23 protein-coding genes are annotated in these 25,748 nt (G+C 48.9%); 14 read left to right on the forward strand and 9 right to left on the reverse strand.

Annotation, left to right across the window (positions count from 1 at the left end; all coding sequences use genetic code 11):
- Nucleotides 1–22: 22 nt before the first annotated feature.
- The 9 genes from ccoG (at nucleotide 23) to ACQ4MZ_RS23405 (ending at nucleotide 7,672) form a co-directional block, all read left to right on the forward strand.
- A complete protein-coding gene (gene ccoG, locus ACQ4MZ_RS23365) occupies nucleotides 23–1,444 on the forward strand; it encodes a cytochrome c oxidase accessory protein CcoG (protein WP_430849066.1) in 1,422 nt (473 codons plus the stop codon).
- A gap of 25 nt (nucleotides 1,445–1,469) precedes the next feature.
- Nucleotides 1,470–1,922: a FixH family protein gene (locus ACQ4MZ_RS23370; RefSeq protein WP_430849068.1), complete on the forward strand. Its 453-nt coding sequence runs from the start codon at nucleotides 1,470–1,472 to the stop codon at nucleotides 1,920–1,922.
- A 3-nt stretch (nucleotides 1,923–1,925) separates the two neighbouring features.
- Complete coding sequence (locus tag ACQ4MZ_RS23375) at nucleotides 1,926–2,624, forward strand: sulfite exporter TauE/SafE family protein (protein ID WP_430849070.1); 699 nt, start codon at nucleotides 1,926–1,928, stop codon at nucleotides 2,622–2,624.
- 40 nt (nucleotides 2,625–2,664) lie between these two features.
- Nucleotides 2,665–3,012, forward strand: a complete 348-nt coding sequence (locus ACQ4MZ_RS23380; protein WP_430849072.1) for a hypothetical protein — start codon at nucleotides 2,665–2,667, stop codon at nucleotides 3,010–3,012.
- A gap of 88 nt (nucleotides 3,013–3,100) precedes the next feature.
- The gene (hemN, locus tag ACQ4MZ_RS23385) at nucleotides 3,101–4,465 is read left to right on the forward strand and encodes an oxygen-independent coproporphyrinogen III oxidase (protein WP_430849074.1); all 1,365 of its coding nucleotides are present in this window, start codon (nucleotides 3,101–3,103) and stop codon (nucleotides 4,463–4,465) included.
- 78 nt (nucleotides 4,466–4,543) lie between these two features.
- Nucleotides 4,544–5,779 carry a PAS domain-containing sensor histidine kinase gene (locus tag ACQ4MZ_RS23390; protein ID WP_430849076.1) on the forward strand — a complete coding sequence of 412 codons (1,236 nt, stop codon included), beginning with the start codon at nucleotides 4,544–4,546 and terminating at the stop codon, nucleotides 5,777–5,779.
- Nucleotides 5,780–5,796: 17 nt separating this feature from the next.
- Nucleotides 5,797–6,861, forward strand: a complete 1,065-nt coding sequence (locus ACQ4MZ_RS23395) for a response regulator (protein ID WP_430849078.1) — start codon at nucleotides 5,797–5,799, stop codon at nucleotides 6,859–6,861.
- A 120-nt stretch (nucleotides 6,862–6,981) separates the two neighbouring features.
- Nucleotides 6,982–7,170 carry a hypothetical protein gene (locus tag ACQ4MZ_RS23400; RefSeq protein ID WP_430849080.1) on the forward strand — a complete coding sequence of 63 codons (189 nt, stop codon included), beginning with the start codon at nucleotides 6,982–6,984 and terminating at the stop codon, nucleotides 7,168–7,170.
- Entirely contained in the window at nucleotides 7,163–7,672 is a 510-nt protein-coding gene (locus ACQ4MZ_RS23405; protein WP_430849082.1) for a DUF6169 family protein, read from the forward strand. The genes ACQ4MZ_RS23400 and ACQ4MZ_RS23405 overlap by 8 nt, the downstream gene beginning before the upstream one ends.
- On the opposite strand, the gene ACQ4MZ_RS23410 is transcribed toward ACQ4MZ_RS23405, so the two are convergent.
- Both ACQ4MZ_RS23410 and ACQ4MZ_RS23415 read right to left on the reverse strand, forming a co-directional pair.
- On the reverse strand, nucleotides 7,667–9,439 hold the full coding sequence (locus tag ACQ4MZ_RS23410; RefSeq protein WP_430849084.1) for a hypothetical protein: 1,773 nt from the start codon (nucleotides 9,437–9,439) through the stop codon (nucleotides 7,667–7,669). The two genes, ACQ4MZ_RS23405 and ACQ4MZ_RS23410, sit on opposite strands and share 6 nt — an antisense overlap.
- A 108-nt stretch (nucleotides 9,440–9,547) precedes the next feature.
- Nucleotides 9,548–9,943, reverse strand: a complete 396-nt coding sequence (locus tag ACQ4MZ_RS23415; RefSeq protein ID WP_430849086.1) for an iron chaperone — start codon at nucleotides 9,941–9,943, stop codon at nucleotides 9,548–9,550.
- A gap of 171 nt (nucleotides 9,944–10,114) precedes the next feature.
- On the opposite strand from ACQ4MZ_RS23415, the gene ACQ4MZ_RS23420 reads away from it, so the two are divergent.
- Nucleotides 10,115–11,479, forward strand: a complete 1,365-nt coding sequence (locus ACQ4MZ_RS23420; RefSeq protein ID WP_430849089.1) for a hypothetical protein — start codon at nucleotides 10,115–10,117, stop codon at nucleotides 11,477–11,479.
- Between the two features lie 11 nt (nucleotides 11,480–11,490).
- On the opposite strand, the gene ACQ4MZ_RS23425 is transcribed toward ACQ4MZ_RS23420, so the two are convergent.
- The 5 genes from ACQ4MZ_RS23425 to ACQ4MZ_RS23445 form a co-directional block, all read right to left on the reverse strand.
- Nucleotides 11,491–13,608: an ATP-binding protein gene (locus ACQ4MZ_RS23425; protein ID WP_430849091.1), complete on the reverse strand. Its 2,118-nt coding sequence runs from the start codon at nucleotides 13,606–13,608 to the stop codon at nucleotides 11,491–11,493.
- Nucleotides 13,609–13,770: 162 nt separating this feature from the next.
- Nucleotides 13,771–14,538 carry a LytR/AlgR family response regulator transcription factor gene (locus ACQ4MZ_RS23430; protein WP_430849093.1) on the reverse strand — a complete coding sequence of 256 codons (768 nt, stop codon included), beginning with the start codon at nucleotides 14,536–14,538 and terminating at the stop codon, nucleotides 13,771–13,773.
- Nucleotides 14,539–14,564: 26 nt separating this feature from the next.
- Nucleotides 14,565–15,596: a sensor histidine kinase gene (locus ACQ4MZ_RS23435; RefSeq protein ID WP_430849095.1), complete on the reverse strand. Its 1,032-nt coding sequence runs from the start codon at nucleotides 15,594–15,596 to the stop codon at nucleotides 14,565–14,567.
- A gap of 50 nt (nucleotides 15,597–15,646) precedes the next feature.
- Nucleotides 15,647–18,022 (reverse strand): TonB-dependent receptor, encoded by a 2,376-nt coding sequence (locus ACQ4MZ_RS23440; RefSeq protein WP_430849097.1) that lies wholly within the window; start codon nucleotides 18,020–18,022, stop codon nucleotides 15,647–15,649.
- A 328-nt stretch (nucleotides 18,023–18,350) separates the two neighbouring features.
- Nucleotides 18,351–19,613, reverse strand: a complete 1,263-nt coding sequence (locus ACQ4MZ_RS23445; protein WP_430849099.1) for a YdcF family protein — start codon at nucleotides 19,611–19,613, stop codon at nucleotides 18,351–18,353.
- Nucleotides 19,614–20,509: 896 nt separating this feature from the next.
- Between ACQ4MZ_RS23445 and ACQ4MZ_RS23450 the strand changes: the two genes are divergently transcribed.
- The 3 genes from ACQ4MZ_RS23450 to ACQ4MZ_RS23460 all read left to right on the forward strand — a co-directional run bounded on the left by ACQ4MZ_RS23450 (nucleotide 20,510) and on the right by ACQ4MZ_RS23460 (nucleotide 23,441).
- Nucleotides 20,510–21,229, forward strand: a complete 720-nt coding sequence (locus ACQ4MZ_RS23450) for a LytR/AlgR family response regulator transcription factor (RefSeq protein WP_430849101.1) — start codon at nucleotides 20,510–20,512, stop codon at nucleotides 21,227–21,229.
- Nucleotides 21,230–21,235: 6 nt separating this feature from the next.
- The gene (locus ACQ4MZ_RS23455) at nucleotides 21,236–22,459 is read left to right on the forward strand and encodes a sensor histidine kinase (RefSeq protein ID WP_430849103.1); all 1,224 of its coding nucleotides are present in this window, start codon (nucleotides 21,236–21,238) and stop codon (nucleotides 22,457–22,459) included.
- 343 nt (nucleotides 22,460–22,802) lie between these two features.
- Nucleotides 22,803–23,441, forward strand: coding sequence for a response regulator (locus tag ACQ4MZ_RS23460; protein WP_430849105.1), 639 nt, complete (start codon nucleotides 22,803–22,805; stop codon nucleotides 23,439–23,441).
- Here ACQ4MZ_RS23460 and ACQ4MZ_RS23465 read toward each other — a convergent pair.
- Nucleotides 23,423–23,782 carry a winged helix-turn-helix transcriptional regulator gene (locus ACQ4MZ_RS23465; protein ID WP_430849107.1) on the reverse strand — a complete coding sequence of 120 codons (360 nt, stop codon included), beginning with the start codon at nucleotides 23,780–23,782 and terminating at the stop codon, nucleotides 23,423–23,425. The two genes, ACQ4MZ_RS23460 and ACQ4MZ_RS23465, sit on opposite strands and share 19 nt — an antisense overlap.
- Nucleotides 23,783–23,933: 151 nt before the next feature.
- On the opposite strand from ACQ4MZ_RS23465, the gene ACQ4MZ_RS23470 reads away from it, so the two are divergent.
- Nucleotides 23,934–24,797 carry an NAD(P)-dependent oxidoreductase gene (locus ACQ4MZ_RS23470; RefSeq protein ID WP_430849109.1) on the forward strand — a complete coding sequence of 288 codons (864 nt, stop codon included), beginning with the start codon at nucleotides 23,934–23,936 and terminating at the stop codon, nucleotides 24,795–24,797.
- Nucleotides 24,798–24,915: 118 nt separating this feature from the next.
- Here ACQ4MZ_RS23470 and ACQ4MZ_RS23475 read toward each other — a convergent pair whose 3' ends face one another.
- A complete protein-coding gene (locus tag ACQ4MZ_RS23475; RefSeq protein ID WP_430849111.1) occupies nucleotides 24,916–25,383 on the reverse strand; it encodes a carboxymuconolactone decarboxylase family protein in 468 nt (155 codons plus the stop codon).
- Between the last annotated feature and the right edge of the window lie 365 nt (nucleotides 25,384–25,748).

A 25,748-nucleotide genomic window follows, 5' to 3' on the forward strand; every position in this document is an offset into this window, starting at 1 on the left:
TGGCATTAAAAATAAAGTTCAAATGGGAAACCTAACCATTAACGAGTCGGATCAACAATCGCACAGCGAGCACCCAAAGGCAAAAGCCGAAGGCCGAAAGCCGACAGCTGAAAGCCGTCCGCTTTATCCCCAACGCCCGGCAGGCAAGTGGCATAACCGCCGCGTGGTATTCAGCATTGTGATCATCGCATTGCTGTTCGTCACGCCGTTCATCCGTATCGGCGGACAGCCGCTGGTGCTATTGAATGTGCTTGAAAGGAAAATTATCCTCTTCGGCATCTTTATCGGGCCGCAGGATTATTGGCTTTTTGGACTTACGATGCTTTCGTTTTTCGTATTTATCGTGTTGTTCACCACTGTTTTCGGACGGTTATGGTGCGGTTGGGCTTGCCCGCAGACCGTTTTTATGGAAATGGTTTTCCGCAAAATCGAATATGCCATAGAAGGCGACGCCGGGAAGCAAAAGCTGCTGGACAAAGCACCATGGAATTCGGAAAAAATCCTGAAAAAGGGCTTAAAATACGCCATTTTCCTGATCATCTCCTTTGCCATCGCCAACCTGCTATTGGCCTATGTGGTAGGTACCGACGAGCTCTACAAAATCATTTCAGAGCCTATTGAAAATCATATCGGCCTCTTTTCAGGCATTGTCATTTTCACCGCGGTGTTCTACTGGAACTTCGCGTGGCTGCGCGAGCAGGCCTGCACCGTGGTATGCCCATATGGCCGCCTGCAAAGCGTGCTGCTCGACCGAAACTCCATCAATGTGGCGTATGACCACGAACGTGGCGAGCCGAGAGGAAAATTGCACAAAGGTACCGACCGCACCGAAGGCGATTGTATCAATTGCTTCCAATGCGTGGCCGTATGCCCGACCGGCATCGATATCCGGAATGGCACCCAAATGGAATGCGTGAACTGCACTGCTTGCATTGATGCCTGCGATGCAATAATGGATAAAGTGGGATTCGACAGGGGACTCATCCGCTACACTTCCGAGAATGCGATCGAGAAGAAAACAGCCAAAGTGATCACTCCGCGGACATGGGGTTATGCGGCCGTGCTGCTATTGCTCTGGTCGGCATTGGGATTTGTTGTGGCTACCCGTACGGACACACAAACTACTCTTTTCCGCGCCCCAGGCAGCCGTTACATCGAAAACAGCGACGGCACGATCAGCAACCTGTACACTTTCAAGATATTTAATAAAACGAACCATATCATCAAACCCTCCCTCCACCTCGACACCCCGCAAGGAAAGCTTCTTTTCGCCGGATCACCTGATCTGACGCTCGAAGCTGCGGGGATGTCCGAGGGAACCGTGTTTGTGATTATTCCAAAATCTGAATTAAACACCCGGAAAACAGTACTAAAACTCTCGGTTTCACAGGGTAACCAACAGCTGGAAACCTTCGAAACGACATTCATCGCACCGGAAGAATAATATATTAACCTGTTTTATAAACACCATGAAAGTCAATTGGAAAGCACTTATTGCCGCCGTTTACATCAGCTTTGTATCGATGATACTGCTGCTGGTAGGAATGAGCGCCGGACAAAAAATCGATCTTGTCACAGATCAATACTACGAGGAAGAGCTGAAATTCCAGGGTAAGATCGACAAACTGCAGCGCGCCGCAGCATTAACGGAACCATTATCCTGGCAAATCAAGGATAATGCCTTACAAATCCGCTATCCGGCCATCTTCGCCGATTCAAGCATTTCGGGCCAGATCCGCATGTATTGCCCGTCGGACAACCGCAACGACCGCCAGTTCACAATCGACTCAAATGGTAATCGGCAGACCGTCGCATTGTCAGAGATTCCCGCGGGACGCTACAAAATCCAGGTCGACTGGAAAGGCGGCAGCGAGACCTATTGGAGCGAGGGTGTAATAGTAGTCGATCATAACAACCTTTGAACGATGATCACCGTTCTGCCCTACCTCGCCATTTCAATGGGGCTCGTCAGCAGCTTCCATTGCGTAGGCATGTGCGGGCCTATCGCGCTCGCATTGCCCGTGCATGAGGGCACGCGTACGCGCCAGATCACGGGTGTGCTGGTCTATAATGCAGGACGCACGCTTACGTACGCGGCGTTCGGCGTTATTATAGGTACTTTGGGCGCTTCACTGGCCTGGCTAGGCATACTGCGATATGCTTCCATGGCGGTCGGTATGGTTATGCTTGCTTACGTGTTCTGGCCATCGGTACTGGGTCAGCAGCTACATATGCCGTTGTTCTGGCAAAAAACAATCCATCGTTTGAGGCAAAAAATGGGACTCTATCTCAAAAGGGCCGATTTACCGGGTATGCTGCTGCTCGGCATGCTTAACGGCGCTATCCCTTGCGGAATGGTTTATATGGCGCTCGCGAGCTCGGTCGCCACCGGCAGTACCTGGGGCGGCGGCGCGTTTATGGCACTATTCGGGCTGGGTACCATGCCTGCCATGCTCGCATTGGGCATTGTGAAGCAGCAGTTCACGCCCGCGCTGAGGACGCGCATCCGCAAGCTTACACCGCTGCTGGTGGCCATCGCAGGCATCTGGCTTGTAGCGCGCGGGGTCATGACCTCCTACCCCGATCATTCCAAACCTGCCGCCGGAATTACAATCTGCCGCTGAACTGCTTGAACCGGCAGGCCGAATGACTTACCTTGCCGGCATGAAAACGTACAAAGCCATTATCCAGCTTACCTCGGACGATCCCAAAGTCCATCGCAGCATAATCCGGCAAATCGGTAACCTGCTTGCACATTTGGGCAAAACAGTTGATGTTCGTATCGTTTGCCACGGCTCGTCGATGCCATTTTGTACCGCAGGGAATGCGCTCGCCAGCGATATTGCGGCATTACTCAACCAGCATGTTACCATCGCCGCGTGCCGCAATATGCTTCTCGCCAACGGAATGGAAGCAACGGGCTTGATAGAGGGTATAGAAGTTATTCCATCCGGCATTGCCGAACTCGTAGTGTTGCAACAAGAAGGTTGGAGCTATATAAAAGCCGGTTAGAAGTCTGTTTTTTGCATGACCAAAGTCATGTTTTTCCCCTCCTGTCCTGGGTAGTTTTGGTCAATGATCTACATCAAAATTTTGACTAATGGACAAGGACCTGCTCTTTAAATATAACATCCCGGGGCCGCGCTACACCAGCTACCCGACCGTTCCTTACTGGCAGAAGACACCTCCCGCCGTCAGCAAATGGAAAGAGCTGGTACAAGATGCATTCTCGGTTTCGAACCAGAAAGAAGGTATCAGCCTGTACATCCATCTGCCATTCTGCGAGAGCCTTTGTACCTATTGCGGCTGTAATACGCGCATTACGATCAATCATGCGGTGGAAAACAAATATATCCAGGCCGTCTTGAAGGAATGGAAGATGTATTGCGAACTCTTTGGAGCAGAAAAACCGGTGATCCGGGAATTGCACCTGGGCGGCGGGACGCCTACTTTTTTCAGTCCGACCAACCTGGTGAAACTGGTGAACGGCCTGCTTTCCAATGCACTCGTACACGATGATGCCCGCTTCGGTTTCGAGGCGCATCCGGGGAATACCACTGATGCGCACCTGGAAGCACTGTATTCGGTCGGATTCCGCCGCATCAGCATTGGTGTGCAGGATTTCAATCCGGTGGTATTGGCCATCATCAACCGTCACCAGACTTTTGAACAGGTCAAACACCTCACATTGAAAGCGCGCGAAATTGGTTATACGTCGGTCAACTACGACATCGTGTATGGCCTGCCGCAGCAAAAAAACTGCTCCATGATGGAGACTATGCTGCGTGTAATCCGGCTGAAACCAGACCGTATCGCATTTTACAGCTATGCCCATGTACCCTGGATCAAACCGGGCCAGCGCAGCTACACTGAAAAAGACCTTCCCGATGCAGACCATAAAATTGCAATTTATGAAACGGGCCGGAATGCCCTGGAACTGGCCGGCTATGAGGACATCGGCATGGACCACTTTGCGCTCCGATCCGACGAACTTTACAAAGCAGCCAGGGAAGAACGGCTGCACCGGAATTTCATGGGCTATACCGATACCCGGACCCAGCTATTAATCGGCCTCGGTGCGTCGTCTATTTCCGATTCGTGGTGGGGATATGCCCAGAACGAAAAGAAGGTAGAAGACTATTACAAAAAGCTCGCTGCCAATGAGCTGCCTATTTTCCGCGGCCACGAGCAGAGCCGCGAAGATCTGATCCTGAGAAAGCACATTCTGCGATTGATGACCAATTTCGAAACCTCCTGGGGCAGCACCTCAGAAGTTTGTATGGAACTATACCAGGCGCTGGAAAGGCTTTCCGAAATGGAGTTCGACAGGCTGGTAGAAGTAGAACCTTTCCGCCTGAGGATCACCGAGAAAGGCAAGGCCTTCGTGCGTAATGTGTGCATGGCCTTTGATGCTCGCCTCTGGGCCGATTTACCCCAAACGACTCTTTTTAGTCAAACAGTTTAATGATAAATTCTTGCGGTGTTCACCTGTGTCCTGTACTTTGGTATGTTTGATACGGATATTTTAATTCATACGCAGGTAATGACACGGCACATCGAGATGCTGGATGCCCTGTTCAAGCACGCGACCGAAGGGATCGTGGTGGTGGACAAACAGGCAAACATTGTAATGCTTAACCCCAAGGCCAAAGAGCTTTTCGGCTACTCTGATCGCGAGCTGATCGGCAAGAAAGTCGAGACGCTGATCCCGCAGCGGTTCAACAGAAACCATGTGGGCTATCGCGACGAATACCTCGAAGCCCCTCGCGCTCGGGGTATGGGGCATATGATGGATCTTTTCGCCCGGCGCAAGGATGGCAGCGAGTTTCCCGTGGAGGTCAGCCTCAGCCCTTTTAAAACCAGCGACGGCGAGTTTGTCGTGAGTTTTGTGATTGACATTACTGAGCGCAAAAAGCAGGAAAGCCGTATTATCGAGGCTAATCTTGAAATACAAAAACTGAATGCCGAACTGGAAGTCCGTGTGCAGCAGCGCACGGAGGAACTGGCAGCGGCGATCAGGCGTATCGAGCAGTCGCAGGAGGAGGTCGTCCGGGCATTGACGAAGGAACGCGAGCTGAACAATATGAAAAGCCAGTTTGTAACCATTGCGTCGCACGAGTTCAGGACACCGCTCGCGACTATTCTGTCGTCGGCCTCGCTCATAGGCAGGTACTCACGTACGGAAGATGAAGACAAGCGTCAGAAACACGTTCAGCGCATCAAATCGACCGTTACGAACCTTACCGAGATTCTCAATGACTTCCTGTCGATCGGCAAACTCGAAGAAGGCCGCATCCACTGCATTCCTGTGCTAACCGACTTGAACGCATTTTGCAAAAACCTGATTGAGGAGATTCGCGGGCTTTGCAAGGATGGCCAGGAGATGTTTGTGACCTATGACGGCGAAGCCCAGGCATGGCTCGACAAGCAGCTTTTGCGCAATGTCCTTTTCAACCTGCTTTCGAACGCGATCAAATACTCGGATCCCGGCAAATCCATCTTTTTGAGGGTCAAGAATTGGAGCGGACTGATCCGTATAGAGGTACAGGATCAGGGCATAGGCATTCCCCAGCAAGACCAGGGTCATATTTTCGACCGGTTTTTTCGCGCCAACAACGCCGGCAATGCGCAGGGAACGGGTCTCGGTCTCAACATCGTACAAAATTATATCGAGCTCATGGGCGGCACCGTCCGGTTCCAGAGCGAAATAGGCATGGGCACAACGTTTTTCGTAGAACTACCTAACCGCGAACCGGCATCCGTTAAAATCGAATCCTGACACAAACAGTATCCAACTTGGAAGCGAGAAAAATACTTTTAATAGAAGATAACCCCGAAATGCGGGAAAATACGGCCGAGATCCTGGAACTCGCCAATTACGAGGTGATCACCGCCCAAAACGGCAAGGAAGGCGTGCAACAGGCAGGCCAGCATAACCCCGACCTGATCATCTGCGACATTATGATGCCCGAGCTCGACGGCTACGGTGTGCTGCATATGCTCGGCAAGGACGAGCGCACGGCCTCAATTCCGTTTATCTTCCTGACAGCCAAAGCAGAAAAGGAGGATTACCGCAAAGGCATGACCATGGGCGCCGACGATTATCTTACCAAACCTTACGACGACGTAGAGCTGCTGAATGCCGTCGAAATGCGCCTCAAAAAGAGCGACCGGCTGAAAAAGCAGTTCGAGCGTTCCGCGGAAGGCTTCGACCAGTTCATCAAGGAAGCCCAGGCCTTCGATCCGATCGTGAAACTTGCGGAGGACAAAAAGGTGAAAGTGCTACGAAAAAAAGAGACCATTTATACCGAAGGCAGTTTCCCGTCGCATGTATATTTCCTGCAAAAAGGGAAGGTCAAGGCCTATAAATCCAACGAGAATGGCAAGGAGTACATCACCGACCTGCTCAAAGAGGGCGAGTTTTTCGGCTACCTCGATCTGCTGCAAGGTGCGCCTTATGAGGAAACAGCCATTGCGTTGGAAAAGTCGGAAGTTGCAATGATCCCGAAAGACGATTTTTTCAATCTGCTCCAAGGTAACCGGGAAGTCGCTTCCAAGTTCATTCGGATGCTTTCCAATGAGATCAAAGAGCGCGAAGAGCGGCTTTTACAACTCGCCTACAACTCAGTGCGGAAACGCGTGGCACAGGCGCTGGTAATGCTTGTACAGCGTTACCAGGAAGACCGATCGAAGCCATTTTCCATGGCCGTTACCCGTGAGGATATTGCCTCGATGGTAGGAACCGCTACCGAAACCGTCATACGCACGCTTTCAGATTTCAAGGACGAACGCCTGGTGGATATGAAAGGCAGCCAGATTACGGTTTTGGAATATGAGAAGCTGGCGCGGATGCGAAATTAGCAGCTTTTTTCACCGTTGATAACTCATTGGTTCCGGCTGATCATTCCCTTGTTTAGGGGCAGAAATAGTTCATTTGCTTTTCCTAGTTTTGACAAGAACTTCATATAAATCTTTCAAACTATGGAACAAACAACCCCTACCAACGCACCAGAACCTGCGGAAGTACCTACCCCCGAAGAACGTCCGGAGAAGCTGACTTTCCCGATTCTGATCGCCAGAATGATGCAGACGCATCGTGACATCGAGGCGTATGAAAGAGGCGAAATGACATTAGAGGAACTTCATGCATTAGGCGTAAGGCTTGGTTGAAATTTATCCATACCAGCAATTTGGAGAATTATACCAATTCACCACGGCGCAAAATATCGCCGTTACTGTCCACGCGCCTTTGGACGGAAGGTGGTTCCCTAATAATCCCGAAATAGCGGGCGTTCATAGTTTTCTCATTAAAACAAACAAACCGTCCGCTGGCCTGGATGTCCGGCTCAGAAATACTGTGCTGGACATCCTGACTAATTTCCTGAATGAGAACGACGCCATAATTGTCTACTATTGCGATCCGTTTGACGGCAAAGGATACAAGCGATACCTTAAATTCAACAGATGGTTTGGCTTAATTGATGACTTGTCGATCGAAAAACAGGATAGACGAGTCATTGTCAAGGATTTGAAGATCGATGAGAGTGATCATCTTATCAAATCAGAACTAACCGTGTATGCTTCCATCCTACTCCGGAAGACCCATCCTGATTATGACGCTGCGATCAGTCTCTTCCATTCGGGTGGTCTGGACAAAACAGGCAAGCTATGAAAGCCTGGCCTCAATCGCTTCCAACTGCACCATCATCTCCTGCCGGTAAGCCACCGTTTGATTGGTAATTTCAGGGATCAGTTTTTTGTAGTAATTGATCCCTTCAAGCAAGTTGGCCCGGAATTTCGAGAAATATTTAGCCTTCTTATCGTTTAGCGCAGCAGCATGCCGCTCGACATCCTTCTTGAGATAATCCACATACAAATTCAGCTCGTTGATGAACATATTCGGCCGAAGTTGCTTGGAGAGCAGGTCTATTTTCCCATAAATATGTCCTACCATTTCGTCCAGCGAATAGATTCCCGAGAACCATGCCAGATTAGGTCCAGGGCAAATGGCTACCGCACTGTTCTCCCGCGGTTTAGTCAGATGGTTTTTAATAAGGGCAGCCGTACTCAGTCCTTCACAAAGGCATAGCTTCTCGGTTACTGCGTTTATTTGCATTTGCAGGTCGGTTGGCTGCGGGTCGAGTGCGAGCAACTGTTTAATTTTCAGATTCTGATACTCACGCGATGCCGTGCAGATCGGTTCACCGGTGAATTCGGTGTTTGAAACGAGATACCGCTTGTTGCACGGACTGCCAGGCCGGCCTTTTGCAATACGTTCCAGACGCTGCTTTTCGGCCGTGCTGTTTTTGAAATTATTGAAAAGCACACCTAATGGCGATGAATCGCTCACATAATAGGCATCGCTATCTGCATTGGCCAGCTCATTCAAGGTGGTCTTATCTACGTTGGTAACCTCGGGAACCAGCAGGAACGGGCTTCCCCAACCTGTGGCTTCGATGCCGTAATGTTCCAGCAAAAAGGCATTTTCGGCTGCGGTACCAATGCCGCCCTGCACTGATATGCGCGTACGTGGCGCATGAATGAGCGTAATACCCTTACTTTGCAGCGCGGGTCCATACAGTGCGAGCAACTCGGTAAACATTTCATCGCGCCGGTTTTTGAACTCTTCCAGTACAGGCCCGAGCAGATTACCTTCCGTAGCAAATGCATGTCCGCCGCAATTAAGTCCCGATTCAATCCGGAATTCGGAAACCCAGATACCTTTCTTAGCCAGGAACTTCGCCTGAATCAATGCTGAACGGTAGTCGCTCACTTTCAGGATCACTTTTTTGCGAAAATTGCCCTCAGCGTCTGGGAAGAAATCGGCAAAAGCTTCGAGATAGCTGTACAAATGCGGGTTCATTCCCGCCGAGAGAATGATCGACGAGGACAACCGGCTTAATGCGAAACCGCGCAGCGCAGCCAGTGCGTCCGTGTAAATGTCATCGAGCAAATTTCCCTCGGGATCGGTATTCATTTTATCTACCTTCGACATGATGTTCACATCGATACTGCCGGGCACGAGCAGAGCCCGTAGCTCGGATGCTTCTACTTCCTTCTCCACACCGTCGGGCATGGCAAGCAGTGTTTCATACCTGGCTTTCAGCTCTGAATCTGCTGGCAGCAGACTGAAATAGCGATCGATATCACTCCCCACGCCGAAGGGCTGGCTTTTCAGGCTTTCAAATTCCTCTTCCACAATATTTTGCATCAGGTCGAGGTAGGCAGTGATCCGACGGCTGCGATAATCCGGTTCGGATTTGGGAATGGGCGTATCATCGTCGCCGCGCTGGCGGGCATAATGTATGCGCATACGCTCGATCAGCTCGTCATCGACAATGGACGCGACAGAGGATATGCCGTATTTGGCGACCTTAATGGGAGTATCTATGGAGTATCCCAGCCCGAGGACCGGGATATGAAAAGTATGCGGCGTCATATCTGGATGAGGTATTGATAATTCATCCAAAAGTACATGGCCACCGCTACCGGAAAACTGACGCCGCTTAGCTGCGATACTGAGAAACGTCATGCCCGTTCGGTCAGCTCATTTCTTTTTGGCCTTCTGCGGCCTGGATGCCTCGGCCAGCTCATTTTCTTTCATCCTGTACGCAACGATACGCCCAATAAGGTCGAGCGGCAATGGATCCTTATCGGGCAGTTGAAGCGCCGATTTACTCATTTTATACTTCGAAAGCTCTGTTTTGAACTCATCCAGCAGCGCCTGACTGTAAGGGTACGACAGCGAAATGTGATGGGTAGCAGCCGAATAGTAGATCAGAAACCCAAAATACTTATAAGCCGGGATCTGGTAACTGATCACCTCCTCAGCATCCGGCGCTACTTCCCTGATGGTTTTGCGGATCGCATCCAACCGTGCTCTTTTCTCTCCCTGGAACGTGTCATGATACTCGTCTACGGATTTAAAATCTGTTTTTGCCATGCCGATTGTGTTGTTTTGATGAGTGTTTCCGTTGTTAAAAAGCGTGCAGGCAGTGGAATTTACCATTACAACCTTTTATTCAAGTAACTGAATTGTGATTATTTTATATTTTTAGAAATTTTCAACCAAAAATCACAACACTAGCTACCAGTCAACGAGTTATAATATACAATGAAAAAAGTTTGCTTTTACCTCTTCGCCCTGGTGATCTGCTGTTTGGCAGGTTGTAAAAAGGAAAAGGATTTAGATCCGGAAAAAACGTTGAAGGAAGACTTGTTTCTGAGATCGATAAAAGTCGCCGGCGCACGGGAGGTAACCATAGACACGGCCCGCAACTACATTCAGATCGTTCTTCCCGAAGGATACACGGATGATATTGTCGACTTGCAAGTCGACGCCGCACCCGGGGCTGAGCTGGTTTTAGACCCATGGAAAACGCTTTATAGTGCCGGCCATGTAAAATACCATTTCAGGGCCGCGTATCCTGAGAATTTCACCATGGTTGTCAAGAGCAGTAGCCGCACCAAATCGTACAAAGTTTTTGTGGAACAGGAAGGACCTCTGACTGCTGAATTAACTTCAGACTTGGATCTCCAGGTCGGCGACGCAAACACGGCGGCTGCTGTGGCCAAAATCCGTCTGAAATCCGGTGTGGGATCAGTACCAGAGCGTCCGGACCTGCAAGAGCAGATTGTACCATTCCTAAGAAACAGCTCTAAAAATGTCAACGTAAAGGGAAGTTTCGACAACGGCTTGGGCGTTATCTTTTTTGAAGATATTTTGAGTCTAATGGAAGCGGAAGGCACGGCTTTAAGTATTGAATATGGCGAAAAGGCCTTCTCCTTCCCGCAAAAGCTAAAACTGAAAAGAGCGAAGGTCTCTTTGTTTGTCGTTCAACCCGATCGCCTTTTCAGGGTATTTCAAACCGGCAAAACCATTGAATTTGATGGCGGCATATTTCTGAATTCTCAAAAGTATACATTAAAACTGCACAACGACGCGAGCTCGTCGGAAGTAACTCTTCCCGCTACGATTACCGACCTTTCTACGCTTAAAACACAATTTCCGGCCTCGATTGCTGATGGTCAATACAAAGTATCATTTTTCGAAAATACGCAGTTGATCACCCAGGCCGCAATCGTGATCGCACGGGATTCGACTGTCAAGGCAATCGGACAAATGTGGACGGGAGGCCAGGGCATCCCATGGGAGGAAATCTGGAAAACTCAACCCATGGCTATCTCGCGCGGACAAGAACTTTTCGTAAATCCTTTTCCGGCGATCATAGATGCATCGGCCCAGCCGTTCGACAACAAGAAAAAGGTCCCCGACCTAGCATTGAAGCTAAACGGCAAGATTACAGTTCTGAAAGCAACTGTAAAAGAAGATCCTAAATACGCGGATAACTCGATAAGGATCTACTACGGTGCGTATCGCATTCCCGCCGATTTACTGCCTGGGCGGTACGAAGCAACGATGGTACTGGATAACAAGCAATACTCACTCCCTTATTGGAGCCGGGTCGAAATCCGTTAGCGCCTTGTTACTCACCTGCCAGCACCCAAAACGGACGCCAGTACCGATAAAAATTCCCTCTCGGAAAATGGCTTGCCCAACACTCCGTTGATGCCCAGATTCGCATAAAAGTCCTTGTCACGGTCGGACAGATCACCGGTAAAACCTATCACCGGCGTGGCAGCTTTTTGAGGATCCGGGTTGGTGCGGATTTGCCGGGTGAGTTCAGAACCATCCATACCGGGCATGTTGATGTCGGTAATCACGAGATCGTAGGGTTGCTTCTCAAACAGCTCGAGCGCATCGTCACCCGAGCCGACGAGGTCGTAAGAAAGCCCATGCTTTTCGAGTAATCTGCTCATTAGTACGAGGTTCAGCTTGGTATCGTCGGCAACGAGTACCTTTTTGCCCCGCAGCTCCACCTGCGTAGCTACTTGCGACCGGCTTCGGACAGCTTTCTGTTTTTCGGCCACCTGCATCGGAATCGCTATTTTGAACTCCGAGCCTTTCCCTAACACACTTTCGACCCAAATCTTCCCTCCATGCAACTCCACGATCCGCTTACATATCGCCAGCCCAAGCCCGGTGCCCTGCTTGCCTACCGAGGCGCCGTCTATCTGGCTGAAATCTTCAAAAATCTCCTTCAAATGCTCTTGCGCAATGCCAATACCCGAGTCCTTGACCCTTATTTTCAAGTACTTCTTCTGCCCGTCAGCATTTTCTAAACCGGCCTCCACCAGCACTTTACCATGGGCCGGCGTAAATTTGACCGCATTGCTCAGCAAATTGATCAGCACCTGTTTGATCCGGAACTCGTCCCCCGAAAGGCATACCGGCTGCCCAATATTGATTTGCGATACAATTTCAATATCCTTTTCACCCGCCAGGACGCTCATCATGGACACTACCTCATTCACAAGCTCCACCGGATTAAAAGCCTGATAATGCAGTGTCAGTTTACCTCGTTCCAATTTGGAAAAATCGAGCAGATCGTTCACCAGCGTCAGCAAAATCCGCGACGAACTCTGAATGGCTTCGACGCTTTCTTTCATCTGACCTTCGAGGCGATCGGTATCCATCAGTTGGGAAAAACCGATGATCGCGTTAAGCGGCGTTCGGATTTCATGCGTGACCTGCGCAAGAAACTCCCCTTTGTTTCTGGCCGCCTCGGTCGCCAACGCGGCATATCTGACGATCGTAACGTCGTTGCGGTACAGTTTGATGAGATTGCGGATGATGATGATCGTCATCAGTAATACCACGAAAGCACTGGCCCAGAAAAGGTGATTCACTTCCTCAATCTTGTCGGATGTTTCCGTCAGCAGCACCCCTCTGAACTTCCTGGCTTTTTCTTCTTCGGCAGCTTTCAGTGATTTGAGGGTCAATTGCAGGTTCGCAAACAGCTCTCCATTCAGGAACAATAACCTCTGCTCAGCCTCGTTCAATTCCCTTTTGACCCGATTGTACTCATCGTACCGGCTCAGATCGAGCTCACGCGCCATCAGGTACGGCATTACCAGCGAATCACGCTGGGTGATTACCTTCGTTTTTTCCTGGACCACTTCATCGCCCTGCTTGTTCGTAATCGCATCAGCCAGCCTTTTGAAAAGTCCCCGCTTCTTCTTTTGAGGATCCGTCAGTATTACCGAATCAACTTTGGAAGTCTTTTTTACGCGAATCGGCGCTGGCTTCGGCTTGGATTGTTCTTGCTGAATCTGCTCGCTGCGTTGCACCGAAAGTGCAAAAAGGCTGTCGACCATGATCTTCATCCGGATAAACTCTTCGTTGCTTTCCCGCTTGCTTTCCATAAGCCCCGATAGTGCCGATGGCTGATGGGCACGTTCGCTTTCGAACTCATTAAGGATCCGGGAAACCGTCTGAAGTTCGCTGGTAAATGCCTTGAGGTAAGTAGAATCCTGTGTAATAATAAAGAGCCTGCTGTTGTTCTCGGCTACATAAAGAAGCGAAATGCATGTATCGACCTTCTGATAGCCATTCATATCCTTACGGAGTTCCTGAATGTTCGCTCGGATGGTTTGCGATTTGCCGCGCGTGAGCAACAGCATAAAAACGAAAGAGCCCAGTATGACGACCAGCAGGATGGTCCAGACAAAAAATGCCCTGGATAAGGTTCGGAAAGGAATTTTCATGATGTGTAAGTCTGTCGATTCTTCCCTGCTTCCCTGGAAAACCGATATTTTGAGGGTTGATAGCACAAAGGTAAAAAAGCGGACACAAAACACTGCCATGCCCTGCCACCTATTATTTAGTCTACAAAACCACTCGAATGAGTTACACACTCATACCAATGCCTAAGTTTCAAGCCACGCTTTGAATGCCGGGGCCTTATCCCGGCTGACGACCACCTCCTGCGAAGTCTGCGGGCGGAGCTCTATTTTCAGTTTACCATTAAAATAGGTGTGAATCTTCTGTATGGCGTCGATACGGGCGATAAACTGACGATTAAGCCTGAAAAAATTCAGCGGGTCTACCAGCGATTCCAGCTCTTCCAGCTTGTAATCCACCAGATATTGTCGTCCGTCCGTGGCTACCAGGCACGCCATTTCATTGGCTGTGTAAAAATAGGCGACGTGTTCCTGATTGATCGGGATAAGCTGTTCTCCATTTTTAACGAGAAAACGCGTTTTGAAGGGCTTTTTCGTCATTTCCAAACTATCGAGGAGCGTTTCTATCTTTCTCGCATAAGCTTTGGGTGAAAAGTCCTCGCGAAAGTTCTCGTACTTGCGGATAGCCTCTGCCAGTTCTGGAGCCTTGATGGGTTTGAGAAGATAGTCAATGCTTTTCACACGAAATGCCTTGATCGCATACTCGTCGTACGACGTCGTGAAAATAATAGGGCTATGCGCCGGAAATTCCTCGAATATCTGGAAACTCAGCCCATCGGCGAGCTGAATATCGGAAAAGATAAGATCCACTGGGTCCGCGTTCGCGAACCATTTCCGCCCCGCATCGACACTTTCCAGCACCGCGCACACTTCCACGCGCGGATCGAGTTTTTTGATCAGCTTTTCCAGCCTTTCCGCGGCCGGGTATTCGTCTTCAATGATCAGTATTTTCATAACAATCGGCGGCAACCGCCCCGGTATCATTCATTTTCTGCCAACACCCTCAGTAGCGGAATCTTTACGATAAAGCGTGCTTCCTCACGTTTCACCTCCACCTCCCTGTCGGTCAGAAGGTTATATCTGTTGATAATATTCTGTAATCCTACCCTAGTCGATTTTTCGAGAATAGTCTTTTCCGAAATATTGTTTTCGACCACCAGATAGCCGTCTATGTCGCGGATCACGATATGCAACGGATTCTGGCGCGAAGCGGCGTTGTGTTTAATTGCATTCTCAATCAACATTTGCAGGCTCAGCGGAGTAATGTAGTGCTCCAGTGCCACCGTAGACAAGCGCTTTTCGACCTGCAAGTTTTCCCGGAAGCGGATCTTATTCAAATACACATAAGCGTCCACGAACGCTATTTCCTCGCTAAGCAAAACCGTGTTTTTGTTCCTGCTCACGAGCACGTACCGGTACACGTCCGACAGTTTTTCGAGGTAATCCTGCGCAGCGGTATTCTCGTCGTCGATCAGCGCCGCCAGGGTATTCATGCTGTTGAACAAAAAATGCGGGTCCAACTGATTTTTTAGCACTTCCAACTGAGATTGCACATTCTCGCGCATCAGCGCCTCCGTCTTCCGTACATTCATTTTCCAGGCATCAAAAAAATAAACGGCTTCATAAACCAGGTACACGATCACCGTTGGCACAATGCTGATCCTGAAACCGATCGCGAGCACGCTCACGTGGTAAACCGGTTTGTAGTAAATCTCGTCGAGCAGCAACGACACCAGGAACACATAGGCAACCGCCAGCACAGCCTCCGCGGCCACTCGCCGGCCTGTCTGGCTGTATTCAGGAAAAATCCGGCGCATCCAGATGATAATGTACCGGTTACCCTCCCAAAATGTGAGCGTAAGCAACGTCGAAAAAAGCACACTGAGAAAAAAATGCTGGCTTAGTTTCAGAAATTCCTCAAAAGCAATCATCATGGCAATGACTGTCCCCATGAGTGGGATGCCAATAATGCGCCATTTCCAGTCATTGAGTGTATAAGCCTTTTCCTTCATTGCGAGTTGATATTGACGGGCAAACTACTCGTTTACCCGTCAATATTCAATTAAAACGTGTATCTGAAATACGGCACCGGGAAGAACGGCTGCTGATATTGGTTCACCAGTTCGTATGTTCTCGGGTTATAGGTTTGCTGGAAAATGTTCTTGCGCGCCGTGACGTTCTGTAAATCCATCGAAAATTCCATCGTGCTCCGGCGCATTTCCCGGCGATAGGAAAAACGGATATCCGTTCTGAAATAGGCGCTTTGCCGCAACGAATAAGCCCGGTTTTCGTCGTAAACAGCCGCCCCTCTGGCCCGCGACGCAGCCAGGTTCAGCGGCGTAATATACTTACCGCCTACCCATGAGGTTTTGATGTTCGCGCTCAGGATGTTGTTGCTGCCAAACCGGAATTCCTTTCCGCCGAGCACATTCAATACATATTTGGTATTAAATGCGGTATTACGCTCGACTTTGTCGCTGCCTTCGTATTTCGAATCAAACAAAGATGTCGTAAGCAGGAAGTAATAGCCTTTGTTGAAATACCTTTCCAAAGTAAGTTCAACACCCATATTACGGCCCGTGCCGCTATTCATCAAACTGTCACGGTCCGACGGGCCAAAAGCGGCTCCCATATTCAAAGCAGAGTAGGTCGACGCCCGCCGCTCTACCGGCACGTCGAACAGCTGCTGATAGTACGGCTCAATTTTCAGCAAGAGATTCTCCGTCAACCGGTTCTGATAACTCAGCACAAAGTGATGACTTTTAGTAAAGCCCAGATCCTTGTTGGTACGCACAGGCCCCGACTCGCCGGGAGTTTGTACAAAATAGGTATAAATGTTCTGAGCCTGACTATTCATACCATACCCGACACTCACCGACTGCCCTTTTCCGAATGCATATTGCAAACCGGCCCGCGGCTCTACCGCTGCATTGTTGTTCAGGTTATAATGCTGGAAATGGAGCCCGGTTGTAAAGATCAATCCCTGCGAAATCCTGTACCTCCATTGTGCATAAGCCTGGGTCAGCACCGTTTTCTCCCCGCTCACATTCGCGCGAACGGTATCGACCTTTCCGCCCTGGTAAATCGAACGGCTGTACAGGTCGAAGTCGAGTAAATCCGCGGTAATGCCTCCGTAAAGGCTGCTTTTCGCATTCATTTTATGCCTGACATTCAACACAGCCGAATATTTGGAAGTGTTGTATTTCGCCTCGCCGCTGAGGAAAGCTTCGCGCGCCGGGTTGCTGATCGAATCACCGCTGAACCGCTCACGAGTGGTGCTCATACCCAAGGTCAGCTTGGCGAAAGTTTTGGGTGTGAGGTTATGCTCATAGGCCAATCCAAAAATATGGGTCCCATACTTCACGCGGGTGTTGGTGTTTTCAGTGCCATACATGTTCGAAAGCGTGGTATCGACCTCATTACCCAGGAAATTCACGTCACTGCTTCCGGTTATGCCAAAGAGCGTCAACTTCCCCTTGTTACCAGTCGGGACAGCCACTTTAAAGTTCAGGTCCTGGTAATCCGGAATGGCTGTTCCGGTTCCGAACTGCAATCCAAGGGCTTTGAACAGGCCGAGTGTGGAATAGCGATAGTTCAGAAGAAAAGATGCTCTGGAGCTTTTTGCGAATGGTCCTTCGGCTCCCAATTCAAAACCATTGAACCCCACCTGCCCCATTAGTTCATGTTTCTGATTATTCCCTTCGCGAAGTTGCAGGTCAAACACCGCCGCAAGAGCATTTCCGTACTGGGCGGGGAAAGCGCCGGTAAGAAAATCGGATTTGCCGAGCACGTTGTTGTTCAGCATACTCACTGGTCCTCCTGTCGCTGCAAACGAACCGAAATGATTGGGATTGGGAATATTAAGGCCTTCGAGTTGCCATAATGTGCCTGACGGCGAATTCCCCCGGACCACGATGTCGTTACGCGAATCATCGCCGGACACCACTCCGGCAAAATTGGCCGCCATCCGCGACGGGTCGCCCAATGCACCGGCATAGCGTTTGGTATCATCCACATTAAACGATCGTCCGCTCACCAGCGACAGCTCGTTATTGGTTTTGGTCTTATCGTTTTTGCGATCGGCGGTTATCACCACCTCGTCCAGGTTCTGAACCGCCTCAGTCAAGGTTACGTTCAAAAATACCTCTTTGCCGGCTGTTACCACGATATTGGACAATCGCTGCGGTTCATACCCGACCATCGTAATCTGAAACGACTGGCGACCCATTGGCACGCCCGTGATCACGAAATCACCCCTGATGTCGGTAACCGCACCCACCGGACCGGCATCGGCTTCCCGGATGAGCAATATCGACGCCCCGATCACGGGCGATTTAGAAACTTCGTCACGGACTGTCCCGCGGATCGTCTGCGTGCCGTCTTGCGCATATACGCTGGCGGCGAAGACAAATGTCATGGCTAATAGTAATGCTTTCATTGGCTATTTTATGGATTGATGCGCCAAATTCAGCATAACAAGCTGTGTTTAAAATGAGATGGGAGGTCAACTGTACAGATCCGAGGGCGAAACGGTGACTGGGCGCGGGGAATCGTTCGCACAATTCCCGTAGTTAGCAATCCAACTTATTGGAACTTATATAAACAAAGGCCCAGACCGCTTCGGCGCTGCTGATTTCCGAACGGGGCCTGAAACCAACGACAACACCACCCACAACCGCGAATGGATGTTCCAGGGCGACTACTCCTGCCACGCATGTGGTCGGGCAGCCATGCATTGGAAAAACGTGAAACGAGGCGGTTAACATCTAAGGATCAAGCGGCTCATCAGCATCAATATGCAATGCGTCCAGCACCGGATAGAATTCGACATCCGTGTCACTGAGCCGCTTACCCAGTTTGTAAGGGACATAATTCATTTCCCGCATGCAACGGCTTACAAATGCATCGCTCGAAATAGAAAAGCTTTGCGACCGCATTGTGGAAACGAGGCACGGCTTCTCCACCGGCATGCCGTAACGATACAATAACCTCACCGCGTTGCGCATATTGGTGGTCGTGTGCCGCGCGTGCGGGTCCATGATGATCGCATTTTCGGGAACTTTCAAGGTTTCCATCAAAAACTTCTTCATTTCAAATGCCTCGCTGTATTTCGTTTTAAAAGGGTGCACCCGGCCACCCGAAACCAGGATGTACGGTGCCAGTCCTTCAAAATACCGCAATGCAGCCACGCGGCAACGCAGCATCCCGCCCTCGCTCAATGCACGGTCGTACGTATCCGGGCCCGCGCCCGGGACGAGGATCAGCGTGTATTTGAATTTGTTCCAATCGATTCTCTTTACGCGATCGACAGCCGCTTTATTAACCGTCGAAACCATTGGCTCATAGTCCGCTGCTTCGTGTCGTTCGTTTACTTCAAGAAATTGGAGCGCATAATACATGGAAGGCCCGAAAAACAGCTTTGCACCTTTCTTTTCCTGACGAACAATATCCGTGGCATCGTACACCAGGACCGGGTAGCTCCTATCCGTAGTTTTGAACTCGATGGAATCTATGGCGGGATAATTGGGCTTTTTGCCCTCGGCATAAACTTCTATGGCGTGATTAACGCCCCTGGCATCCTGCTCCCAGGCTTTTCGCAGCAACACCTTTTCGCTTTGGTCCTTCAACAGGATATAAGTCCCGGAGGGAATCAGGTGCTGCTTTACCAACTTGCCCAATGCATTATTCTCACTGTAAAGTACTTCCAGTCTTGCTCCGATTGCATCGATTTCTTGGGCAGAAAACTTCATTTTGCCCGTATAGCACAGAAAATCGCTTTTACATTCCTTGACGGATGCTTCCAGGTTCATGGACTTCGAACCTGCAATTGCGGCGAGCTCGCTATCCTTTTCCAGCAAGGACTTCACTTCGGGAAGCGATTCGAACAGGGTCAGCAAATACCAGTTCTTAGATTGGATAAAAGAGTTGCCTGTGATCAGTTGATAGTCCTGTCTCGGAGCTTGGCCGATTTGAGCAAAACCGGTCATATTGATCAACAAAACGAGAAAAAAGGTTAAAGGTTTAGTCATAGCAATAAAGGGTATCGAAAAGGCTTGCAAACTAAGCCAATCCGGTTGAAGAGATCATTACCTGAAAGTTAAGAAACAAAAACAGGGTGCCCACGCTCCGCAGCAACAACCCGGGGCTTCCCGGACATTCCAGCCGGATTTCTGCTGCTTGTCAGTATACCCCATTTGAACGTCAGCAAATATACGCAAATCAACAGTCGAAGCGGAAATATTCATGCTTCCCACAAACCAGCTTGTCAATATTCAGCTACAAAAAGAATACTAATTAATCGTCAAAAGCGAACCAATTAATTGATTTAATTTCGGGTAATTTCAAACAAAAAAGCCCCTGACAAAATGCCAGGAGCTTTTCAATTTTTAAGCACCCATTTTACTTATAAAAGTTATCGTTTTCCAGTACCAGCCCGGATCGTTGTTTTCTTAGATAAAAATTGTGTTTTTCCAGCTTAAATCCAAACTAAACAACCTATTCAATGACCGAGAGTACCTGGAAGCAGGAAGTCACCTGTTTAATTCCGTCGAAATCAAACCGTGCAGAGCCGGAATAGCGGCAATCGTTGCAAATGAAGTGTAATAGTGTTTTGTATGAAACAGGGCGGGGTGTCCGTTTGACCCTCCTTTAAATCCAATTCCAGTAAGTGTTTTTATCATGGCCAATAGCAACTTTTATTCTTTCACAAACCATTCATTCCTTAGCGAGTTTAAAGTAATCCTAAATAGCTCTCGAACTAAAATAATTTCGCCGAATTATGCATTTATTTCGACCAATACCTATATTATTGCAGACGAATGAAATTTAGTACAGTAGTTAAGGTCAGAGTATGTTGTCTCCCGGCAGGTTGCGGTGTATAATAGTAGACGATGAGGCTGATGCACGCCGATTGATTGAAAAATATGTGCAGAAAGTTCCCTTTCTCGAACTGGCCGGCATTGCGGAGACCGCTACCGACGCCCTTTTTCTGATCAGGGACATGAAGCCGGACATTGTATTTCTGGACATTGAAATGCCTGAAATGACCGGATTTGAGCTATTAAAGCTTCTTCCTCCCGCCCGTCCGGCAATGATCATGATTACCGCCGACCCTTCCTATGCGCTGGAAGGTTACGAACATGAGCTAACGGACTACCTCCTCAAACCTGTCTCGTTCGAAAGGTTCCTAAAGGCCGTCAACAAGGTCGATGGCGCTCGCTTTCCGAAGCACTTACCGGGCACAGCCGAGCTGATGGACAAAGTTGTTTCCTCGATAAAAGAACCACACCAGCAAGTAGCGGATACGGAGTTCTCAGGTGCACGAAACGACTTTCTTTTATTGAAAGAGAATAAGAAACTCATTAAAGTAGCGCCTAGTGAAATACACTTTATTGAAGGGATGCGCGATTACTTGAAATTATATTGGTCGGACCGGGTTGCGGTTATTCATATGACGATGGCCAAAATCGAAGAAGCATTGCCTTCGGCACAATTCCTAAGAGTAAACCGTTCTTACATCGTCAATAAAAAAGTAATACGGGAAATTGAAGGAAATGAAATCACCACGAACAGTGGCCGAAAAATTCCGATTGGCGTAACGTATCGCGCCAATGTGCTCGCTGTGTTACAAAGGAACAGAATCTGACAGGTTATGCGTTTCAATCCTATTTCATCTGAGAAAAGCGCAAAAATAACCAGGATTATTTATCACATACTGGCATGGATTGCGCTATGGTGCGTCGCACATTATTACAGCATTCCGGCACTCACCAAAGACAACGTCTCCGTTGTATGGCATGCATCGGCTGCGGTGTTCCTTCAATCCGTTTCCGTATTCTATCTGCTGGGATATGTGGTCTTTCCTCGGTTTTTATACACCAGGAGAATACTGCCACTGGTTATAAGCCTGGTTATCGTGTTCCTCCTGGTGCATGTCACCAACTATTATGAATTCAGGCACCTGGCATCTCTTACGAATGGTTCGGAGGAAAATTCTTTTTATGTTTCCAAATTGTGGGATTTCTTCCAGGCCCGCGGCCGGTGGATCAGCTGCTTCACTGATTTTGACATCGCGTATACCGACTACGCATGGAGCCTGTATTACATCACGCCATTGCTCGCCATCAAAGTAATGCGTGACATTATTAATTCCCGCACCAAGAATATGCAGCTGGAAATGGAACGATTGCAGCTCGAAAAAGCAAATCTGAATCTGCAAACACAAAGTTTACAATTACAAAAGAATAACCTTAATCTCGAACTCAGTTTCCTTAAATCGCAGGTCAATCCTCACTTTCTGTTTAACACCCTCAACGCTATTTATACCAAAACAGTGGATGTCGACGAACAAGCTGCCGACCTCGTTCTTAAATTATCGGACCTGATGCGATACAGTCTTTACGAATCGAGCAAAGAAAATGTAGTACTGTCCAAAGAAATCAGTTACATCGAAAATTACCTGGACCTCGAGCGTGCCCGTTTCTCCGACAAAGTGACTATTAATTACCAATTAACCGGCAACCCTGAGGAGTATCTTATCGCTCCCCTCCTGCTGGTTTCATTTGTAGAAAATGCATTCAAACACGGTACTGCCAAGAGCAAATATGCGTCTTATGTGGACATTTCCATCGTGCTGGATCAAAATACACTGTACTTCAAAATAAAGAACAATATACCGCAGCACGCACGTCAAAGTCCACCCAGGGCCAAAGAAGATAAAGTTGGCGGATTCGGGCTGAGCAACACTTCAAAACGGCTCCAATTGCTTTACCCCGACAGGCACCAATTGTCGGTACAGCAGTCCGAATCCGAATTCAGCGTCGATCTCAAACTGGAACTGGATTCTGCCAACGTGGTACGGTATTTCAGTTCCTGACCTCCGCATACTGTCGCCTCCGTATATATGCGAGCGTCAGGCGCTTGCGCTGCCAAAGTCACCGAACAGGTCCCTTTTCAATTGCTTGACGACAAGTCGTGTCACTTTCACAAATCGGGAAGAAGGTACAATTCGTGTCAAATTATTTTATCAGAAGTTATTTTGCTTTTATTTTCAGATTTTACTTTTAATATTGAAATATCCGTTGAAAAACGGCCCAAAATTAGCCCTCAGCTATCCAAAGATTTTTGAAAAGAGCATCGACCATGTTCATACTCAGCCATTCATTTATTCTCTGGACCTTCCACAAGGAATTTAATTTTTTGAATTAGAAAATGTCCGGATGAAAAACATTTTAATTGTAGAAGATTATCAGATTATCAGACTTGCAACCAAAATACTCGTTCAGGATTTGTACAAGACCGCGGTGATACGCGAGGCTACTTCTTTTAGTGAGGTGTTATCCGAACTCGCCATACATCCCCAGGACCTCGTCATTCTGGATGTTCAGATTCCTGAGGGCCAGGGATTTGAAATGATCGGGGCAATGCGGGCCGTTCAAAAAAATGTGAATATCCTTATTTTCTCTGCCATTGAGGAAAGAATTTACGGGATACACTATCTCCGTGCAGGCGCAAACGGTTTTGTATCCAAAAATTCTGAAACCGGAGATATTCGTACGGCGATCCTGTCTATCGCAGATACCGGCAGGTATGTGAGCCCGAGAATTAAAGTTGAGCTGCTGAACCAGCTCGACAAACATAATTACCGGGCCGACAATCCGCTCCTGGACCTTTCAGCCCGTGAAATAACGATCATGGACATGCTGATAGACGGGTTCTGGATCAAGGAAATAGCGTCAAAACTGGACCTGACCGAAAGCTCCGTGAGTACATACAAGGCACGGCTTTTCGAAAAACTTCAGGTAACCACGCTGATTGAACTGTTCCAGAAAGTAAGCCACTACAAGGATATGGATTGAAGACTTTCTCGGGCAACAACGTCTTTGTACTGCAATCCCCATTCGTTGATCCGGTCGATAATGGGCATGATCGTGCGCCCGAGGTCGGTCAGCGTATATTCGGTATAAAGCGGAAAACCGGTCGACTGGCATTTCTCAACGATCCCGCTTGTCTCCAGTTCGCGCAGCTGCATATCGAGCACGCGCGGGGTCGCGCCTTTGATTTCCCGGTGCATTTCGCTGGGCCTGCGAAACCCGCGCTGGATGGCGTCGAGCAAGCAAGGCTTCCATTTTGCCCCGAAAACTTTCATGGCAATGGTAATGCCGCATTCGAGGTCTTCGGGTGTTTTCCGCTGATACATGGTGTTGATGAATGAGTTGATCGGATGTCTTTTATTCAGCCCAATTTACTCAATACCGAATAAATTTTCGGTTACCGAATCTTTTTTCGGTAATTGATTGCCGGCCTCCCGTCCCCGATTTTTGTGCTCATGAATTCAAAACGAACAGAAAATGAACACAAAACAAATTACCGTCATAGGGCTGGGACAAATGGGAACACGGCTTGCCGAGTTGCTGGTTGCACAAGGTTATTCCATCTCCGTCTGGAACCGCACCCGGGCAAAAGCAGACGCGATTGCCGGCGTAAAAGTATTTGAGAACCTCGAAGAAGCGATCCGTCAGAATCCGCTGATTGTGATATGCGTCCTGGATTACGAAGCTGTACATCTTATCTTCGAAAATATCACGGATAAATCCATCCTGACCGGCAAAACGCTGATCAACTTCACGACCGCCGACCCCCAGGAGGCCGAACAGCTTGAAACCATGTTAGCCAACCTGAATGCAGGGTATATCAATGGCGCTATCCAGGTGGCACCCGACCAGATGGGCCTTCCCGAAACCACCATCATCGTTTCGGGCAATCAGAAGCATTTCGAACGCAGCCGCGATGCCTTGACGATATTCGGGGGAAATATCAAATACCTCGGCGACCGTGCAGCGCTGGCTTCGGCGATGGACCTTGCCACACTGACCTGGCTTTACGGCTCTTATTCCGGCCTGATCCACGGCATCGTACTTTCACAAAAAACCGGGTTGTCGCTCGGCGCATTCAGCGAAATATTGGGCGAGATTACTCCTGGATTTACCGAGTTTTTTAAACATCAGATCGGTGTGGTAGAGAAAGGTGATTTTACAATCAGTCAAAGCCCGCTGTCGATCAGTGTGGCCGCTACCCAGCGCATTCACAATGCATTCCGGAATGCGGGTATACAACCTGCTTTTATTAAAACCATCAGCGACTTGTTGCAAAAGGCTGAGTCCGATGGCCTGGCAGATCAGGAGCTTGCCGCATTGGTAAAAGTAGTGGAATAACCGAATTACCACCTTCTCCGGGCTTAAAAGCTATGGAAAAATAAAGCATGCCCCAGGGCACCGCATCGTATTAACGAAATACCGATGCGTGCCTGGGGCTCGTCCATTGATGAAGTGCTTAATGAACCGCAAACTGGCCCGGCTCGTAACTTCCGGCTTCGGTGCGGAATGCGATGTTGAAGCGGTTATAGGAGTTGATAGTCGTGATGGCGAGCGTCAGATCAATGATCTCCTCGTCGGTAAAATGCTGGCTGACGGCGTCGAATACCTCGTCGGTAACTTCGCGGTCTTTCAGCAACGTCACGGCTTCGGCGTAGGCCAATGAGGCGCGTTCGCGTTCGGAGTAAAAAGGTGCTTCCCGCCATGCATTCAGCAAATACAGCCGCTGCTCGGTTTCTCCCTCCGCGCGGATATCTTTGGAATGCATATCCAGACAGAATGCGCAGCCGTTGAGTTGCGATACACGGAAGTAGATCAGGTTCAAAAGGCGTCGCTCTACCTGCGATTTCGCCAGGTAACCGCCTATGCCATACATGGCCTTCAATGCTTTTTGTCCTTTTTCCTGAAGATTGATTCGTTGCTCCATGTTGATTTTAATGATTGAATGATTGAATGAGTGACCGGGTCGCCGGTGCGATGATTGAATGGTCGGTTTTTTTGTCAAGATTTGTCAGGTTTTGTCGAATATTGTTTTGCTTGATAGGGATTTCAGGTACGCCAATGACCATTCCTGACTACCAATGACCACACCTGACTAAAACCCGATCATTCGTTGATCGCATCTACGACCCGGTCAAAACTCATGTTAAAGACGAACGCCCCCCTCTGGATTGGACAATGCGATGAAAAAAAATCTGCGTTTTTTTGGGCGGCGTGGCGTGGGTAGATTCAGATGTTAATGCGACTTTACAATTACATAACACTCCAATAACATCCTGGACAAGTAGATCC

It is taken from the genome of Dyadobacter sp. BHUBP1 (assembly GCF_050587785.1).
Lineage (GTDB): Bacteria > Bacteroidota > Bacteroidia > Cytophagales > Spirosomataceae > Dyadobacter.

Excerpts from the sequence above, each read along its gene's own strand:
- ccoG (WP_430849066.1), top strand. The coding sequence starts at position 23 with ATGGGAAACCTAACCATTAACGAGTCGGATCAACAATCGCACAGCGAG.
- ACQ4MZ_RS23370 (WP_430849068.1), top strand. The coding sequence starts at position 1,470 with ATGAAAGTCAATTGGAAAGCACTTATTGCCGCCGTTTACATCAGCTTT.
- ACQ4MZ_RS23375 (WP_430849070.1), top strand. The coding sequence starts at position 1,926 with ATGATCACCGTTCTGCCCTACCTCGCCATTTCAATGGGGCTCGTCAGC.
- ACQ4MZ_RS23380 (WP_430849072.1), top strand. The coding sequence starts at position 2,665 with ATGAAAACGTACAAAGCCATTATCCAGCTTACCTCGGACGATCCCAAA.
- hemN (WP_430849074.1), top strand. The coding sequence starts at position 3,101 with ATGGACAAGGACCTGCTCTTTAAATATAACATCCCGGGGCCGCGCTAC.
- ACQ4MZ_RS23390 (WP_430849076.1), top strand. The coding sequence starts at position 4,544 with ATGACACGGCACATCGAGATGCTGGATGCCCTGTTCAAGCACGCGACC.
- ACQ4MZ_RS23400 (WP_430849080.1), top strand. The coding sequence starts at position 6,982 with ATGGAACAAACAACCCCTACCAACGCACCAGAACCTGCGGAAGTACCT.
- ACQ4MZ_RS23410 (WP_430849084.1), bottom strand. The coding sequence starts at position 9,439 with ATGACGCCGCATACTTTTCATATCCCGGTCCTCGGGCTGGGATACTCC.
- ACQ4MZ_RS23415 (WP_430849086.1), bottom strand. The coding sequence starts at position 9,943 with ATGGCAAAAACAGATTTTAAATCCGTAGACGAGTATCATGACACGTTC.
- ACQ4MZ_RS23420 (WP_430849089.1), top strand. The coding sequence starts at position 10,115 with ATGAAAAAAGTTTGCTTTTACCTCTTCGCCCTGGTGATCTGCTGTTTG.
- ACQ4MZ_RS23425 (WP_430849091.1), bottom strand. The coding sequence starts at position 13,608 with ATGAAAATTCCTTTCCGAACCTTATCCAGGGCATTTTTTGTCTGGACC.
- ACQ4MZ_RS23430 (WP_430849093.1), bottom strand. The coding sequence starts at position 14,538 with ATGAAAATACTGATCATTGAAGACGAATACCCGGCCGCGGAAAGGCTG.
- ACQ4MZ_RS23435 (WP_430849095.1), bottom strand. The coding sequence starts at position 15,596 with ATGAAGGAAAAGGCTTATACACTCAATGACTGGAAATGGCGCATTATT.
- ACQ4MZ_RS23440 (WP_430849097.1), bottom strand. The coding sequence starts at position 18,022 with ATGAAAGCATTACTATTAGCCATGACATTTGTCTTCGCCGCCAGCGTA.
- ACQ4MZ_RS23445 (WP_430849099.1), bottom strand. The coding sequence starts at position 19,613 with ATGACTAAACCTTTAACCTTTTTTCTCGTTTTGTTGATCAATATGACC.
- ACQ4MZ_RS23455 (WP_430849103.1), top strand. The coding sequence starts at position 21,236 with ATGCGTTTCAATCCTATTTCATCTGAGAAAAGCGCAAAAATAACCAGG.
- ACQ4MZ_RS23460 (WP_430849105.1), top strand. The coding sequence starts at position 22,803 with ATGAAAAACATTTTAATTGTAGAAGATTATCAGATTATCAGACTTGCA.
- ACQ4MZ_RS23465 (WP_430849107.1), bottom strand. The coding sequence starts at position 23,782 with ATGTATCAGCGGAAAACACCCGAAGACCTCGAATGCGGCATTACCATT.
- ACQ4MZ_RS23470 (WP_430849109.1), top strand. The coding sequence starts at position 23,934 with ATGAACACAAAACAAATTACCGTCATAGGGCTGGGACAAATGGGAACA.
- ACQ4MZ_RS23475 (WP_430849111.1), bottom strand. The coding sequence starts at position 25,383 with ATGGAGCAACGAATCAATCTTCAGGAAAAAGGACAAAAAGCATTGAAG.